Annotated in this window: 14 protein-coding genes; 7 read left to right on the forward strand and 7 right to left on the reverse strand. The window is 72.5% G+C overall.

Annotation, left to right across the window (positions count from 1 at the left end):
• The first annotated feature begins 13 nt into the window (after positions 1–13).
• A complete protein-coding gene (locus AB0C87_RS10665; RefSeq protein WP_345177850.1) occupies positions 14–1,129 on the forward strand; it encodes a glycoside hydrolase family 25 protein in 1,116 nt (371 codons plus the stop codon).
• A 12-nt stretch (positions 1,130–1,141) separates the two neighbouring features.
• On the opposite strand, the gene AB0C87_RS10670 is transcribed toward AB0C87_RS10665, so the two are convergent.
• The 7 genes from AB0C87_RS10670 to AB0C87_RS10700 all read right to left on the reverse strand — a co-directional run bounded on the left by AB0C87_RS10670 (position 1,142) and on the right by AB0C87_RS10700 (position 6,607).
• Positions 1,142–1,702 carry a GNAT family protein gene (locus AB0C87_RS10670; protein ID WP_360577325.1) on the reverse strand — a complete coding sequence of 187 codons (561 nt, stop codon included), beginning with the start codon at positions 1,700–1,702 and terminating at the stop codon, positions 1,142–1,144.
• 116 nt (positions 1,703–1,818) lie between these two features.
• The gene (locus AB0C87_RS10675) at positions 1,819–2,232 is read right to left on the reverse strand and encodes a VOC family protein (protein ID WP_360577200.1); all 414 of its coding nucleotides are present in this window, start codon (positions 2,230–2,232) and stop codon (positions 1,819–1,821) included.
• Complete coding sequence (locus tag AB0C87_RS10680) at positions 2,229–2,726, reverse strand: SRPBCC family protein (RefSeq protein WP_360352026.1); 498 nt, start codon at positions 2,724–2,726, stop codon at positions 2,229–2,231. The genes AB0C87_RS10675 and AB0C87_RS10680 overlap by 4 nt, the downstream gene beginning before the upstream one ends.
• Positions 2,723–3,058: a metalloregulator ArsR/SmtB family transcription factor gene (locus AB0C87_RS10685; protein ID WP_345177856.1), complete on the reverse strand. Its 336-nt coding sequence runs from the start codon at positions 3,056–3,058 to the stop codon at positions 2,723–2,725. The genes AB0C87_RS10680 and AB0C87_RS10685 overlap by 4 nt, the downstream gene beginning before the upstream one ends.
• A gap of 142 nt (positions 3,059–3,200) precedes the next feature.
• Positions 3,201–4,952, reverse strand: a complete 1,752-nt coding sequence (locus AB0C87_RS10690) for a phospholipase D-like domain-containing protein (protein ID WP_353832086.1) — start codon at positions 4,950–4,952, stop codon at positions 3,201–3,203.
• A gap of 324 nt (positions 4,953–5,276) precedes the next feature.
• Entirely contained in the window at positions 5,277–5,714 is a 438-nt protein-coding gene (locus tag AB0C87_RS10695) for a nuclear transport factor 2 family protein (RefSeq protein WP_345177860.1), read from the reverse strand.
• Positions 5,715–5,737: 23 nt separating this feature from the next.
• A complete protein-coding gene (locus tag AB0C87_RS10700; protein WP_360577201.1) occupies positions 5,738–6,607 on the reverse strand; it encodes a TIGR03619 family F420-dependent LLM class oxidoreductase in 870 nt (289 codons plus the stop codon).
• 84 nt (positions 6,608–6,691) lie between these two features.
• On the opposite strand from AB0C87_RS10700, the gene AB0C87_RS10705 reads away from it, so the two are divergent.
• The 6 genes from AB0C87_RS10705 to AB0C87_RS10730 all read left to right on the forward strand — a co-directional run bounded on the left by AB0C87_RS10705 (position 6,692) and on the right by AB0C87_RS10730 (position 13,974).
• Positions 6,692–7,561, forward strand: coding sequence for an SDR family NAD(P)-dependent oxidoreductase (locus AB0C87_RS10705; RefSeq protein ID WP_360577202.1), 870 nt, complete (start codon positions 6,692–6,694; stop codon positions 7,559–7,561).
• 11 nt (positions 7,562–7,572) lie between these two features.
• The gene (locus AB0C87_RS10710) at positions 7,573–8,523 is read left to right on the forward strand and encodes an EI24 domain-containing protein (RefSeq protein ID WP_360577203.1); all 951 of its coding nucleotides are present in this window, start codon (positions 7,573–7,575) and stop codon (positions 8,521–8,523) included.
• 97 nt (positions 8,524–8,620) lie between these two features.
• Positions 8,621–9,889, forward strand: coding sequence for a hypothetical protein (locus tag AB0C87_RS10715; RefSeq protein WP_360577204.1), 1,269 nt, complete (start codon positions 8,621–8,623; stop codon positions 9,887–9,889).
• A 66-nt stretch (positions 9,890–9,955) separates the two neighbouring features.
• A complete protein-coding gene (locus AB0C87_RS10720; protein ID WP_345177870.1) occupies positions 9,956–12,088 on the forward strand; it encodes an acyl-CoA dehydrogenase in 2,133 nt (710 codons plus the stop codon).
• 30 nt (positions 12,089–12,118) lie between these two features.
• Positions 12,119–13,843, forward strand: a complete 1,725-nt coding sequence (locus AB0C87_RS10725) for a hypothetical protein (protein ID WP_345177872.1) — start codon at positions 12,119–12,121, stop codon at positions 13,841–13,843.
• Entirely contained in the window at positions 13,843–13,974 is a 132-nt protein-coding gene (locus AB0C87_RS10730; RefSeq protein WP_258942032.1) for a hypothetical protein, read from the forward strand. Before AB0C87_RS10725 ends, AB0C87_RS10730 begins: the two co-directional genes overlap by 1 nt.

The raw sequence follows: 13,974 nt of genomic DNA on the forward strand, positions 1-13,974 counted from the left end.
GGGAGGAGCCGTCGTGCTGTACGGGGTCGATGTGGCGAGTTACGAGGGCAGGCCGGACTGGCGGCGAGTCCACGCCTCGGGAATCCGGTTCGGGTTCTCCAAGGTCAGCGAATCGACCACCTACGTGAATCCGACGTGGAGCCACAACCGCTCGGCGATGCTCGCGCTGGGCGCCGACTTCGTACCGGGCGGCTACCACTTCCTCCACGGGGGCGACGGGGCCGCGCAGGCCCGCTACTTCCTGGACAGGGCCGGTGACGTGTCCCGCCTCGCCCTCGCACTCGACGTCGAGGCGTCCGGCGCGGACGCGCCCACCGCCAGGGCGTGGGTGGCCGAGGTGAAGCGCCGCACCGGGGGGCATCCCGTCATCGGCTACTTCCCGCGCTGGTACTGGGAGCAGCACGGCCGGCCCGACCTCAGCTTCTTCGACACGATCTGGCAGTCGCGGTACGTGTCGGGCTCCGGCTCCCCGGCCGCCCTCTACCAGAAGGTTCCCGCCTCGTTCTGGATGCCGTACGGCGGAGAGCCGATGTCGATCCTGCAGTACTCGTCCAGCGGCTCGGTACCGGGCATCACGGGCCACTGCGACGTCAACGCCTTCCGCGGCTCGCTCGCGGAACTGAAGGCGCTGGCCCTCGGGTCACACGAGGAGGACGAAGTGCCCATCCGCAGCAGCTACGGCAAGACCAGGCCCCAGGTTCTGGCGTGGGGGCAGTTCACTGTCCTCAACTGGGACGTCACCCACGCCGACCCGGCCAACTCCCACTCGGAACCGGACAAGGACCATCCCGACGGATATCCCGGCTACGTGGCTCCGCTCTCCACGTGGGCGGACATCACCGCCGTCGTCGGCGTCGAGGGAATGGGCCTCGGCGACGAGTACCAGATGCGGTTCGAGGTCCACGACTGGAAGAACGGCCAGTCGGCCGGGGTCTGGTCCGAAACCCGTGCCGACGCCCTGGCCACCAGCGGCGCCCAGTACGTCACCGGCGCCATGCCCAAGGGCCTCGGCAAGGGCCAGCACGTGTACGTCGCGATCGCCGTGTTCCCCTCCGGAGGCGACCCCGGAAGCCGCCCGGCGCCCCGCGCGACGTCAGGCCGCTGGACCATCGCCCAGGACCGCAGCTGACCGGGAGCGGCTCTAGGGCGCCTGTTCGGATGCTCGCCACTCCGGGGCGAGCACTGACCAGACCTCGATGTCCTGCCGTTCGCCGCGGTAGAGGTAGCTTTCCCGCAGGGTGCCGTCCTTGGTCATCCCGAGCCGCTTCGCCACCGAGATGCTGGGCTGGTTGGCGGCCGAGACGTGCCATTCCACCCGGTGGATGCCGCGCTCCTCGACGGCCCAGTCGATGATGGCGCGCACCGCCCTCGTCACCAGTCCCCTGCCCGCCGCCGACGGCTCCAGCCAGCAGCCGGCCTCGGCGGTGCCCTGGTCGACGTCCATCGTCACGAAGAGGACGCCGCCCACCAGCCGTCCGTCGGCCCAGATCCCGTAGATGCGCCCCCGGTCGGCTGCGGCTTTGTCCGCGTACGCCTGCAGGTGCGCGCGGCTGGATTCCAGGTCCGTGACGCGGTCCGGGAGCCCGACGTGCCGGCCGATGAATTCTCGTCCCCGGTCGATGTGGGCCAGGAACTCGTCGGCCTGCCACGGTTCGAGGGGCCGCAGCTCCGCGCCGTCGTCGCCCAGGGACACCGCGTACATCCACGCCTCCACGGTCATAACCAGCACAGACTGCCGTGGATCCTCTCACGACCCGGCGCTCGCCCCCCATGCGCCCACGACGTCCCCCGACGCTGCGCTGCGGCCTGGCGAATCGTTCAGGGGCGCCAAGGCATGTGCTGGAGGGTCCAGGTGTTGCCGTCCGGGTCGGCGAAGCGGGCGTAGAAGACGCCGCCCATGTCCTCCACCGGCTCCACGTGGGCGCCGCGCTCGATGAGGTCGGACCGGGACTGCTCGATGTCGCTGACGACCAGGTGCAGGCCGCGCTGCGTCCCGACCGGCATGTCCATTCCCGGCAGGCCCTCCGTCAGCGCGATCGAGCAGGCCGAGCCCGGCGGGGTGAGCTGGACGTAGCGGACGCCGTCCGCGGGTCGTACGTCGACGTCGGCGTTGAAGCCGAGACCGGTGTAGAAGTCCTTGGCCCGGTCGATGTCCTCGACGGGTACCGGGACGAGTTCGAGCAGGAGCATTCCGGGGCGCACGGGCAGCACCGGGCTTGGGGACTCGGTCATGGGCGGTGTCCTTTCGAGAGCAGGTCGTCGAGTCGGTCGTAGGACTCGCCCGCACCGCGCCGCATCGGGCTGCGGAGCACGCTGTCGCGCGTCGCGCGGGTGGGGTAGCGAACGGTGATGTTCATGGCGGTGCGGCCGTCCCGCTCGTCGAAGACGGTGGTGACCAGGGCCTCGCCGGCCTCCCAGCCGTCGCGGATCTCGCTCTGCACCAGCCGCGCGGGCGCGTCCACTTCGAGGAAGACGCCGCCGTAGCCCATCTCGGCGCCGCCCGGGCCGTGCGAGACGAAGCGCCAGGCGCCGCCGGGACGCAGGTCGATCTCGCAGACGGCGAGCCGCCAGCCGCGGGCGCCGTGCCACTGCCTGAGCAGTTCCGGACGGGTGAACGCGTCGAACACCCGCCGCCGGGGCGCGTCGAACGTCCTGCTGAGCAGGATCTCGGTGTCGGACGGCGTGCTGACCGCGAGGCCCGCCCCGCGGGGCCGCCAGACGGTCACGAGCCGTCCCGCTCTTCGAGCCGGGCGAGCAGCTCGTCGAGTTGCCGGTAGCTCTCCTCCCAGTACTCGCGGAAGTCGGCGAGCCAGTCCAGGGCCTCCCGGAGGGGCCGGGCCTCAAGCCGGCACGGCCGCCGCTGCGCGTCCCGGCCGCGCGAGACCAGGCCGGCGCGTTCGAGCACGCGCAGGTGCTTGGACACGGCGGGCTGGCTCATGGCGAAAGGCGCGGCGAGCTCGCCCACCGACGCATCGCCCTGGGTGAGGCGGGTCAGGATCGCCCGCCTGGTCGGGTCGGCCAGCGCGGCGAACGTCGTGTCCAGAGTACGGGTGTCCACAAGAGAAACCTTCCGGTTCTATAACCAGAAGGTTTCTATCCATGGACGCCGCGGCCTGTCAAGCGTGGAGCCGTGAAAGGGGCATGCCGGGGCCGGGGGCGTCCGTGTGCCGGACGCCCCCGGCCCCGCCGCGCGGCGACGCTCAGAAGGTCATGCGCGAGTCGGCGTCCTCGCGGTCGTGCTGCTCCTGCGAGTACGGTTCGGTCACCGGCATCGGCAGCTGGAAGCTCTTGAGCCCGGGCAGCAGCTTGACGTGGGACGGGAGCGCGCCGCCCCAGCTCTCGGACCACAGGGACAGCGCGTTGCCGAGGTCGAGGAGCTCGTCGTAGCCCGGCTGGACGGCGCCGGCCATCAGCATCTCCGACGGCAGGGTCATCCCGCAGTACTTGGCCCACAGGTCGCGGCGCAGGCGGCGGACGAGGCCGGTCTCCGTGGCGTCCAGGACGGCGACGGACAGCTCGGTGTCGGTGTAGAGGCTGCGCCGCATCGCGTTCGCCGACCCCACGATGCAGAAGACGTCGTCGATGATCGTCACCTTGCAGTGCACGGCCGTGCCGGGCCAGCCGTACACCTCCAGGCCCTGGAGGCCGCTGCGGCTGCCCAGCAGGAGCTGCGGGACGTTCGGAATCAGGTGCTTGTTGACCGCCTCGGGCATGTCCCCGCTCGGCGGGTTCGTGGGATCGCCGCCGTGCAGCAGGATCACCTTGAGGTCCGGTTTCTGCAGCAGCCGGGCGTTGATCCAGTCCATGATCTCTTCGCTGCTGAAGGCCTGGTCGGCGATGAAGATGTACTTCTCGGCCCCGCCGATCGCCTTCTGCAGCGCCACCTTGAATTCGAAGAGGCCGTCGGGCGCGAAACTGATCGGCGCCTTTCTGAAGCCGACGCCGGCGGTGATGAGGGCCCGCACCACCGAGCTCTTGCCGTAGAGCCAGGCGGGGCCGGACGAGGAGAACCGCATCTGCGGGACGGTCCGGAGCACCTGGACATGGGCGCCGGTGCCGTTGCCGCGCGGCGGTTCCGGCGGGTCGGGGACCGCCGTGGCCGTCTTGAGCCGCGATTCGATCGGATGGCGGTCGACCACGAAGTTCTCGGCGGGCAGCTTGAGGTTCTCGGCCCACATCTGCTGGAAGAACCGGTGGATCGCGGCGGCCGCGGGACCGGTGACCCGCACCGCGAGGTCGTGCCAGGCCGGGGCAGTCCGGTTCATGACCGGGTCGATGCCGCCCGTGAAGGCGCGGGTGGACGTGTGGTCGCCGGCCACCACCAGCTTGCAGTGCACCGCGCCCAGCGGGTGCGCTGTCAGGTTGACCATCACCTTGCCTGCGCCCTGCTCGCCGAAGCGGCTGCGCATCTCCGCGACGCTGAGCAGGGTCTGCGCGTTCACGATGCGGATCCCGCCGAACTCGGGGACGTCGTACCGGGCGGCGAACGGCGACACCCAGGCGAGGATCCGCACGTCGGCGCCGGACTTGTGAAGCTCCTCCAGGCGCCGGGAGAGCAGTGCGCCGCTCGGGAGCGTCAGCGGCGGGTACTCCGCGCCGACCCGGACCGGCCGGGTGTAGTCCTTCAGCACCGGGAACTGCTGGACGATGGTGCCGGCGAGTTCTCCGAACGCCTGGACCTCGGTGTCGGCCGGCAGTCTGCTCAGGCCGAGCCACCACGCCGTCAGGTACAGGTACCGGCCGTTCGCGGTGGACGCGCGCAGGGCCTCGATCTCGTCTTCCAGCGCCTTGAAGTACGCCACTCCGTTGATGAAGTGGTCGACGGTGTTCCCGGAAAGGTCACCGAGAAAGTTCTGTTGCGGCGCGTACTGCCCGTCACCCCACTCCGGCCGGTCGGTCTCGCGCGCCAGGTACCTGCCGATCAGAGACTGCGGTTTCGATGAAGGATTCATCCCCGCCCCTTCTCCCCGGCATCCCGCCGAGGGCGTGCCCTGACGATAGGACCGCGGAACTGCCCGCCAGAATTAACGAAAAGGTGATATCTAATGCCATAACTGGCCGGATTGGGACACGTACTGTGTGCGATGGTGTCTGGTCGGGGGGCCAGGCTGGCTTGCCGGCACCGCAAGGAAGGCGCGCTCTTGTGGCGATGCGGACCGAAGTGCTTTCGGCGGCAGCAGGCCTCGCGCCGATGGTGGCGGTTGGGCAGGCGGCTCCGCGACGGTCGGGAGGGCGGCGCTGACCGCGTGGCTCCCCCCGGGCCGGGCTTCGTCAGGTCACGGCGTCGTGAGGGTGGCCATGGCGCGGTCGGGCTCCCAGTGGGCGCGCAGGGACGTGATCCTTCCTGCGCCGTCCACTGTGTAGACGAGGACGCAGTCGATGGTCATCGTGGCGCCGTCGGGCGTCGTGGTCGTGATCGTCGCGACGTTGGCGCAGCAGGGGCCGTTGGCGAAGGAGTCGGCGACGCGGAAACGGAAGCCGGCGATCGTGGAGATGAAGGAGTTCCAGAAGTTCTCGATGCCGTCCGGGCCCCGGTGGCCCGCGCCCTCGGGATCGAGGAAGGAGGGGCCGACCGGGTCCTCGATGAGGGCGTCCGGGGCGAACAGGGACAGCCAGTCGTCCTTGCGGCCCTCGGCGACGGCGGTCATGGAGGCGCGGGCGGCGCGGCGGGCCGGGTGGTCGGCGTCGGGGGCGTCCCAGGCGATGGCATCCACTGTAACGTGTTCTCGTTTCGGGATCAGGAGGCGGTCTTGGCGATGACGGTCTCGGCGAACCGTTCGAGGTTCTCGATCTTCTTGGCCAGCGGCTCGGTGTCGGGCCCCTCGGCGTAGGGCATCCGGAAGCCGACGATCACGTCGGTGACGCCCTTGTCCTCCAGCCGCCTCACCCCGTCGGGCGTGTAGGCGTCCATCGAGATGACGTGCACCTCGAAGGGATCGCCCGCCTTGCCCTCCGCCTCGCGGATCCGGTCCAGCCGGGCGAGCAGGCCGTCCAGGTCGTCGCCGCCGCCCGCGTGCATCCAGCCGTCCCCGCGCACGACGGCGCGGCGCAGCGCGGCCTCGCTGTGCCCGCCGACCAGGATCGGGAAGGGCCGCGCCGGGCAGATCTTGACGGCCGGGACGTCGAAGTGCTCGCCGTGGTACTCGAAGTACCCGCCGGCGCTCAGCCCCCGCACGATGTCGATGGCCTCGTCCATCCGCCTGCCGCGCCGTTTCCACGGGACGCCCATCACCTCGAAGTCCTCGCGCCAGGGGCTGAGCCCGACGCCGAGGGCGAGCCGCCCGCCGGTCAGGCACGCGACCGACGTCGCCTGCTTCGCCACCAGGACGGGGGGACGCACTGGGAGCTTCAGCACGAACGGCGTGAACCGCAGCCGGGAGGTCACCGCCCCCATGGCCGCGATCAGCGTGAACGTCTCGATGAAGGGCTTGTCCTCCAGGAACTCCCGGCTGCCGTCGGCGGTGTACGGATACACCGAGTCCGACTCCTTCGGGTACACCAGCGAGTCGGCGACCGACATGCTCGTGTACCCGGCCTCCTCGGCGGCCCTGGCCAGCGGCAGGTAGAACGACGGGTCCGTCATGGCCTCGGCGTAGGTGAACCTCATGCGGAAATAGTAGAACGTGTTCCACTTCGGTGCCAGGGGCGCCGCGCTGTTGCCCGGGGGTGCGCGGGGTGGTTCGGTGGGGGCATGGAGCGCAGGATCGCGATCGTCACCGGGGGGACCTCCGGGATCGGGAAGGAGATCGCGCGGGGGCTGGCCCGGGCGGGGATGCTGGTGGGGATCGTCTGCCGGAACGAGCTGCGCGCCGCCGCGACGGTGGAGGAGCTGACGGCGGACGTGCCGGGCGCGCGGGTCGAGACGTTCATCGGCGACCTTTCGGTGCAGATGGACGTCCGGCGGGTCGCGGCGTCGCTGGAGGAGCGGTTCGACCGGCTGGACGTGCTGGTCGACAACGCGGGCGTCTACCTGCTGCGGGCCAAGGTCAGCGCGGACGGGTACGACCGCGTGATCGCGACGAACCACCTGGGGCCGTTCCTGCTGACGAACCTGCTGCTGGGCCTGCTGGAGAAGGGCGCGCCGTCCCGGGTGGTGGTCATGGCGTCGGAGGCGCACCGGTTCTCGGAGCGGCTCGACGTCGAGCGGATGGCCGAGCCCGTGTCCTACGGTCCGTCCGGGGCGCTGCGCGTGTACGGGCGGTCGAAGCTGCTCAACATCCTGTTCGCGCAGGAACTGGCCAGGCGGATGGAGGGCAGCGGCGTCACCGCGAACGCGGTCTCCCCGGGGTTCGTCGCCACGAGCCTTGGAAGGGACGTCCGCGGCACCGAGCGCGTCCTGGCCCTGTTCTCCCACACCCCGGTGATGCGGACCCCCGCGCAGGGGGCGCGGATGGCTCTGCGGCTCGCGCTGGACGAGGAGTTCGAGGGGCGCAGCGGCGGCTACTACAGCTCGACGCCGGGCGCCGGAAGGCTGCCGACGGTCGAGGCCTTGAAGGATTCGGAGCTGCGGCGCGCGGTTTGGGACCGTTCTGTCCGTCTTGTGGGGCTGCCCGCCCTATAGGGTCAGGGTGCGTGAGCCAACCGTACGGACCGCCTGACCGACCCGGTGCCTGGAGCGGCCCGCCGCAGCCGGGCCCCCAGCCGGGCCCGCGGCCGAGCCCCCAGCCGAGCCCCCGAGCGGGCTTCCAGCCGAGCCCTCAGCAGCCCCACCCTCCGCAGCAGCCGGGTCCGCCGCCGCGCCCGTCCGCCTTCAAGGACTTCTTCAACGGCGTCGGCTACCTGCTGCGCGGCATCGGATGGGTGGCGCGGCACCCGGTCCAGTGGCTGTTCGGGCTGATCCCCGCGCTGATCGTCCTGGCGGTCTACGTCGCGGCGCTGGTCTTCCTGGCGTACCGGATCGACGACCTGGCCGGATGGGTGACGGGCTTCGCCGACGGCTGGTCCGACGCGGCGCGCTCGTCGGCGCGCGTCGTGGCCGGGATCGCCCTGTACGGGGCGGCCCTGTTCCTCGCGGTCATCACGTTCACGGCGGTGACGCTGCTGGTGGGCGACCCGTTCTACGAGGCCATCGCGGTCCGGGTGGAGGAGTCGCAGGGCGGCGCGCCGCCGGAGCCGGACGTCCCGCTGCTGGTCCAGATCGGGCGGGCGGTCAAGGACGCGCTGATCCTCGGGGCCGTGGCGCTGGCCTTCGCGGTCGTGTTCTTCGCGTGCGGGTTCCTGCCGGTGGTGGGGCAGACGGTCGTCCCGGTGGTCGCGGCGCTGGTGTCGGGCTACTTCCTCGCGGGCGAGCTGACGTCGATCGCGCTGGAGCGGCGCGGGCTGCGGCGCCGGGACCGGTTCGCACGGCTGAAGACCCGCCGCCCGCTCGCCGTCGGGTTCGGCGCGGCGACCTTTGTGGTGTTTCTCATCCCGTTCGGCGCGGTGCTCGCGATGCCCGGCGCGGTGGCCGGCGGGACGCTGCTGGCGAGGGAGCGCCTGGCCGACGACCCGGTGGCCGAGGCGGGCCTGACGAGTCCCGCGTGAGCGCCCGGGTCGCCGCCACCGAGGCGATGAGAAGATGTGTCCTGAGCGTGATGACCGGCCGGAACGGCACGAGTGATCTTGGCGTAACGTGTGCCGCATGTCCGATCAGGGGGAGCGCAGTGTGCGCTGGACCGAAATGAGCGAGAGCGAGCCGCGGGACGGCGCGGAGGGCGCGACCGGGCCGCAGGCGGCCTTCCCCGAGCCGAAGGTGCCGGAGGTGCCGGTGCCCCCGCCGACGGGCCGCACCGACTTCTCCGCGCCCGGCGAGGGCGCCGGAGCGCACGACGTCTGGGGCAAGGTCGAGACCGGGCGCCGGGAGTCCGCCGTGCGCGAGGAGCCCGACCCCGAGGACGTCAAGGTGGCGCCCGTGGTCGAGGAGAAGCCCGCCGAGGAGGCGCCCCAGTGGGAGGGCTCGCTCTTCGAGGAGGGCGACGGCGACGGCGGCGGCGACGACAGGTACGTCCCGGCGGTCCCCACCGGGTCCGGGCAGCCGGCCAAGCCCGGCAAGCCGAGCAGCGGCAACTGGCAGATGCCCGACTGGATGGCCGACGAGGACGCCGCGGACGCCAAGCTCGGCGGCTCGCCGAGGCCGCAGCGGGACGTCCTGGACGAGCGCGGCGGCCGGTCCCGGCTCGTGCTGTTCGGCGGGATCGGCCTGCTGGTGGTCGCGCTCCTCGCGGCCGGCGGCGCCTACTTCTTGAAGAGCGGCGACGACGAGCCGGCCGAGCCCGCCGACCCGCCTGGCAACGCCGACCGGCGGGCCGCGGCGGAGCAGTCCGAGGCGGCGCAGGTGGAGATGCCGCCGGACAAGCGCCTCGCGACGTTCCCCGGGAAGCCGAGCCGGATGCTCGGGCGGGTCAACGACGTCCACTCCGGGCTGTCGTACCCGCGGCTGGCCGCCCCCTGGCAGGTGCCCACCAAGAAGAACAAGCTGGGCACGCCGGGATGGTCGGGGCAGCAGATCCTCCTGACCGAGCGGCACGCCGGGCGGTTCTGGTACGGGCAGCTCCTCACCGGCACGCTGATCCCGTCCCTGCAGAGCGCCTACCAGGGGCCGGACAGCGTGAAGACCGTGGCCGGGCTGGCCGCGAAGGGCTACGAGGCGCAGTACTACGCGTTCCCCCACAAGACGGCCCCGCTCGCGTCGCAGGCGCTGAACGTGGGCGGGCGCAAGGGCTGGCTGGTCGCCTCCTACCTCACCTACAAGCGGTCCGGGGTGCGCGCGACGGGCGAGATCGTCGTCATGGCGGTGGTCGACACCGGCCGGAAGGCGCCGGCGGTGGTGTTCGCGTCGATGCCGAACACGAACCGCAAGCAGTGGCCGGACGTCAACCAGTTCCTCGGGCAGCTCAAGCTCGCCTCCTGACCGATCGCTCCTGACAACCGAATCCCGTTCTAATACGCTGGGGCCACTCCTGCGAAAGGTGTGGCCATGGCCATCGGGCTGACCGAGGAACACGAGGCGCTCGCGGCGGCGGTGCGCGGCTTCGCCGAACGGGCCGTCACGCGCGAGGCCGTCCGGGACGCGGACGCGGGCTTCTGGCCCGCGCTCGCCGGGCAGGGTCTGCTCGGCCTGCACCTGCCCGAGGACGTCGGCGGCGAGGGATTCGGGATCCTGGAGCAGGCCGTCGCCCTGGAGGAACTGGGCCGCGTCCTGGCTCCCGGCCCGTACGCGCCGACCGTGCTGGCGTCCGCGATCCTGCACGCGGCCGGGGCGGACGTGCGCGGCCTCGTCGAGGGGGCGCGGAAGGCGGCGGTCGGGCTTTCGGGCGGCCTCACGACGAACGGCTCCACCGTCTCCGGGACGGTCCAACCGGTGCTGGGCGCGCCCTTGGCCGATGTCTTCGTGCTCCCCGCCGGAGACCGCTGGGCCGTTCTGGATCGGGACGACGTCACCGTCGAGCCGCTGGAGTCTCTGGATATCACCCGGCCGGTGGGATCGGTCACGGTCGGGGGCGTGTCCCTTCCGGACGACCGCCTCATCAGCGGCGTGGACGTGCCCGCCCTCGCCGCCGTCCTTCTGGGCGCCGAGGCGTGCGGTGTGGCGGGACGTGCCCTGGACGACGCCGTCGCGTACGCGAAACTGCGTGAGCAGTTCGGCCGTCCGATCGGCCAGTTCCAAGGCGTCAAGCACAAGTGCGCGCGGATGCTCATCGCGGTCGAGCGCGCCAGGGCGGCGGTATGGGACGCCGCACGCGCCCTGGACGAGCCGGAAGACCAGCGCGCCTACGCCGCCGGGGTGGCGGCCGTCCTGGCGGCGGACGCCGCCGTCACCTGCGCGGAAGGCAACATCCAGGTCCACGGAGGCGTCGGCTACACCTATGAGCACGACGCCCACCTCCTCTACCGTCGGGCCCTTACCCTCCGCGCGCTCCTCGGGCGGGCGAGCGCGCACCGCGCGGAGGTCGCCGCGCTCGCGGTCGGGGGCGTCCGGCGCCCGATGAGCATCGAGCTGGCGGAGGACGCGGCGCCGGTCCGCGAGGAGATCCGCGCCCGCGTCGCCGAGCTGGCCGCGATGGAGCCGCTCGAACAGCGGGCGGCGATGGCCGAGGGCGGCTGGGTGACGCCGCACCTGCCGAAGCCGTGGGGGCGGGACGCGGGGCCCCTCGAACAGATCGTGATCCAGCAGGAGCTCGGGGCGGCGAAGGTGCGCCCGGTGCCGCTGATGATCGCGGCGTGGGTCGTCCCCTCGCTGGTCCGGTACGGGACGGCGGAGCAGCGGGAGCGCTTCCTCCCGCCGACGCTGCGCGGCGAGATCATCTGGTGCCAGCTGTTCTCCGAGCCGGAGGCGGGCTCCGACCTCGCCGGGCTGCGGACCCGCGCCGAGCGCGCCGAGGGCGGCTGGACGATCACCGGGCAGAAGATCTGGACGTCGCTGGCCCGCGAGGCGCGGTGGGCGATCTGCGTCGCGCGCACCGATCCGGACCGTCCCAAGCACGACGGGATCACCTACTTCCTCGTCGACATGGAGTCGCCCGGCATCGAGGTCCGCCCGCTGCGCGAGTGCACCGGCGACGCCGTGTTCAACGAGGTGTTCCTCGACGGGGTGTTCGTGCCGGACGACCTCGTCGTCGGCCCGGTCAACGAGGGCTGGCGCGTGGCCCGCACGACGCTGGCGAACGAGCGGGTCGGCCTGACCAGCAGCTTCCAGCTCGGCGGCGACCTGCCCAAGCTGCTCGACCTCGCGGCCGGGCTCGGCTTGGACGGCGATCCGCTCGTCCGCGACGGGATCGGGCGCCTCGCCTGCGACGAGCACGCGTTCAACCTGCTCGGGCTGCGCGCCACGCTCAAGCGGCTCTCGGGCACCGACCCGGGCGCGACGGCGAACGTCCGCAAGCTGGTGGCGATGGAGCACGGCCAGCAGGTCACCGAGTTCGGGTTCACGCTCCTCGGCGAGGAGGGCGCCCTGACCGGCGGGCGCCGCGCCCCCCTGCGCGCCCGCTGGACCCGCTACCTGCTCGCCTCGCGGGCGATGACGATCGGCGGCGGCACCACCGAGGTCAACCTGAACGTGATCGGCGAGCGGATCCTCGGCCTGCCCCGGGACCCCGAGCCGGTCGGGTAGCGTCCAGGCTCACATGCGGGAGCGGACTGCTTGACCGACCGGACGCGGCACCTGGTGGCCGCCCTCACCGGCCTCGGGCTCGGGCTCGCGGCACTGGGGCCGGGGCTCGCGCCCGGCTTCGTGCTGTCCTACGACATGGTGTTCGTGCCCGACCCGGCGTTCACCCGCCTGACGTTCGGGCTGACAGGGGTCGTGCCCCGGCACGTGCCGAGCGACGCGTTCGTCACCGCGCTCGCCGCGATCGTCCCGGCGGACGCGGTGCAGAAGCTCGTCCTGCTGGCCGTCTTCGTGATGGCGTGCACGTCGGCGGCGTCGCTGGTCCCCTCGTCCCGGCTGCTGCCGCGCCTGGCCGCCGGCGTCTGCTACGCCTGGAACCCGTTCGTCGCCGAACGCCTGCTGCTCGGACAGTGGGCCCTCCTCCTCGGCTACGCGGCCCTGCCTTGGGTGGTGGTGGCGGCCGCGCGGACGGACGAGCCCGGCGGTGGCCGCCGCCTCATCCGCGCCCTGCTCCCCGCGGCGATCGGCGGCTTCGCGGCGCTGGCGGTCTCCGCCATGACGGCTCTGGCCGTCGCTCTCGTGACCCCGTCGGGGGCGGGCCGCCCGCGTGAGGGGCTTCGCGCCGGCCTGCGGGTCGCGGCGGCCGCGGCCGTGCTCAGCCTGCCCTGGCTGGTGCCGGGGGCGCTGCGTCCCGCGGGCCTGCCCGGGGACGGGACGGCCGTCGGCCTGTTCGCGGCCAGGGCGGACACCCCGTTCGGGACGCTCGGCAGCCTGCTCCTGCTCGGCGGGGTGTGGAACGGCGAGACGGTGCCGAGCGGCTACGGGGCGCCGGTCACCGCGACGATCTGGCTGGTCGTGGTGGTGGTCGCGCTGGCCGCCTATGGGAGATGGTGCAGGGAGCCCGGCTGGCGGCGGGGCGCGGCCGTCGCGGCGGCGGTCGGGTTCGCCGTCGCTGCCTTTGGAGCGGTGGCGGCGCCCGTCCTCGAAGGCGTCATCGGCCTGTGGCCGGGGTTCGCCGTCCTCCGGGACGGGCAGCAGTTCGCGGCCCCGCTCGCCGTCGTGGTCGCCGTGGGGCTGGGGACGGCCGCCGACCGGGCGGCCGAGGCCCGGTGGCCGGGAGTGGCCGCCGCGGCGACGGCGGCCCCGGTCCTCCTGCTGCCGACGCTGGCCTGGGGCGCGGCGGGCGATTTGCGGGCCGTCCGATACCCGGACGACTGGGCGCGCGCACGGCAGATCATCGACGGGGACCCCGCCTCGGGGGACGTGTTGGTCCTGCCCTGGGCGTCCTACCGGAGCTACCCGTGGAACCACGGCCGCCGGGTGCTCGACCCGATGCCCCGCTACCTGCACCGCCGCGTCATCGTGGACGACGCCGTCACGGTCGGCGGGACGACCGTCGCCCCCGAGGATCCGAGGGCGGTCGAGCTCGCGCCCGCCGCGCGGACCGGAACCCCGCCCGTGACCACGTTGCGTGACAGGGGAGTACGGTACGTCGTCGTGGACGCCGAGCCGGGGGCCCACCGTCCCTCGGGCGCGGCCACGGAGGTCCTGCGAGGGCCTGACCTGGTCGTCTACCGGATCGACGGGGTCGCGGACGGGGTCCGCGACTCGGCCCCGCTCGCGCCCGTGGTGGCCGCGTGGGTGCTGACGGGTCTCGCCGTTTTCTGGTCAATCACGCCCTCAAGGACTACTCTGAGCTTCCCGTTACTCGGCGGTATCACGCCTCGCAGACCCGACCCCCGACGAAGGACCCCCTGATGCGCATCGCCATCGCCGCAATCGTCGGCGTCCTGCTGGCCTCCGGAGCCTCGTTCGGCGCCGTCCAGCTCGCAAGCGCCTCCCAGAAGGACCCCGTCATCAAGCCGCTGTACAACTACGGCTCCCGGTGA

It is taken from the genome of Actinomadura sp. NPDC048021, from assembly GCF_040653135.1.
GTDB classification, from domain to species: domain Bacteria; phylum Actinomycetota; class Actinomycetes; order Streptosporangiales; family Streptosporangiaceae; genus Spirillospora; species Spirillospora verrucosospora.

Coding starts and splice junctions, on each gene's coding strand:
- AB0C87_RS10670 (WP_360577325.1), bottom strand. CDS start 1,702: ATGTACGCGGTGTCCCTGGGCGACGACGGCGCGGAGCTGCGGCCCCTC.
- AB0C87_RS10675 (WP_360577200.1), bottom strand. CDS start 2,232: ATGACCGAGTCCCCAAGCCCGGTGCTGCCCGTGCGCCCCGGAATGCTC.
- AB0C87_RS10690 (WP_353832086.1), bottom strand. CDS start 4,952: ATGAATCCTTCATCGAAACCGCAGTCTCTGATCGGCAGGTACCTGGCG.
- AB0C87_RS10700 (WP_360577201.1), bottom strand. CDS start 6,607: ATGAGGTTCACCTACGCCGAGGCCATGACGGACCCGTCGTTCTACCTG.
- AB0C87_RS10705 (WP_360577202.1), top strand. CDS start 6,692: ATGGAGCGCAGGATCGCGATCGTCACCGGGGGGACCTCCGGGATCGGG.
- AB0C87_RS10715 (WP_360577204.1), top strand. CDS start 8,621: ATGTCCGATCAGGGGGAGCGCAGTGTGCGCTGGACCGAAATGAGCGAG.
- AB0C87_RS10720 (WP_345177870.1), top strand. CDS start 9,956: ATGGCCATCGGGCTGACCGAGGAACACGAGGCGCTCGCGGCGGCGGTG.
- AB0C87_RS10730 (WP_258942032.1), top strand. CDS start 13,843: ATGCGCATCGCCATCGCCGCAATCGTCGGCGTCCTGCTGGCCTCCGGA.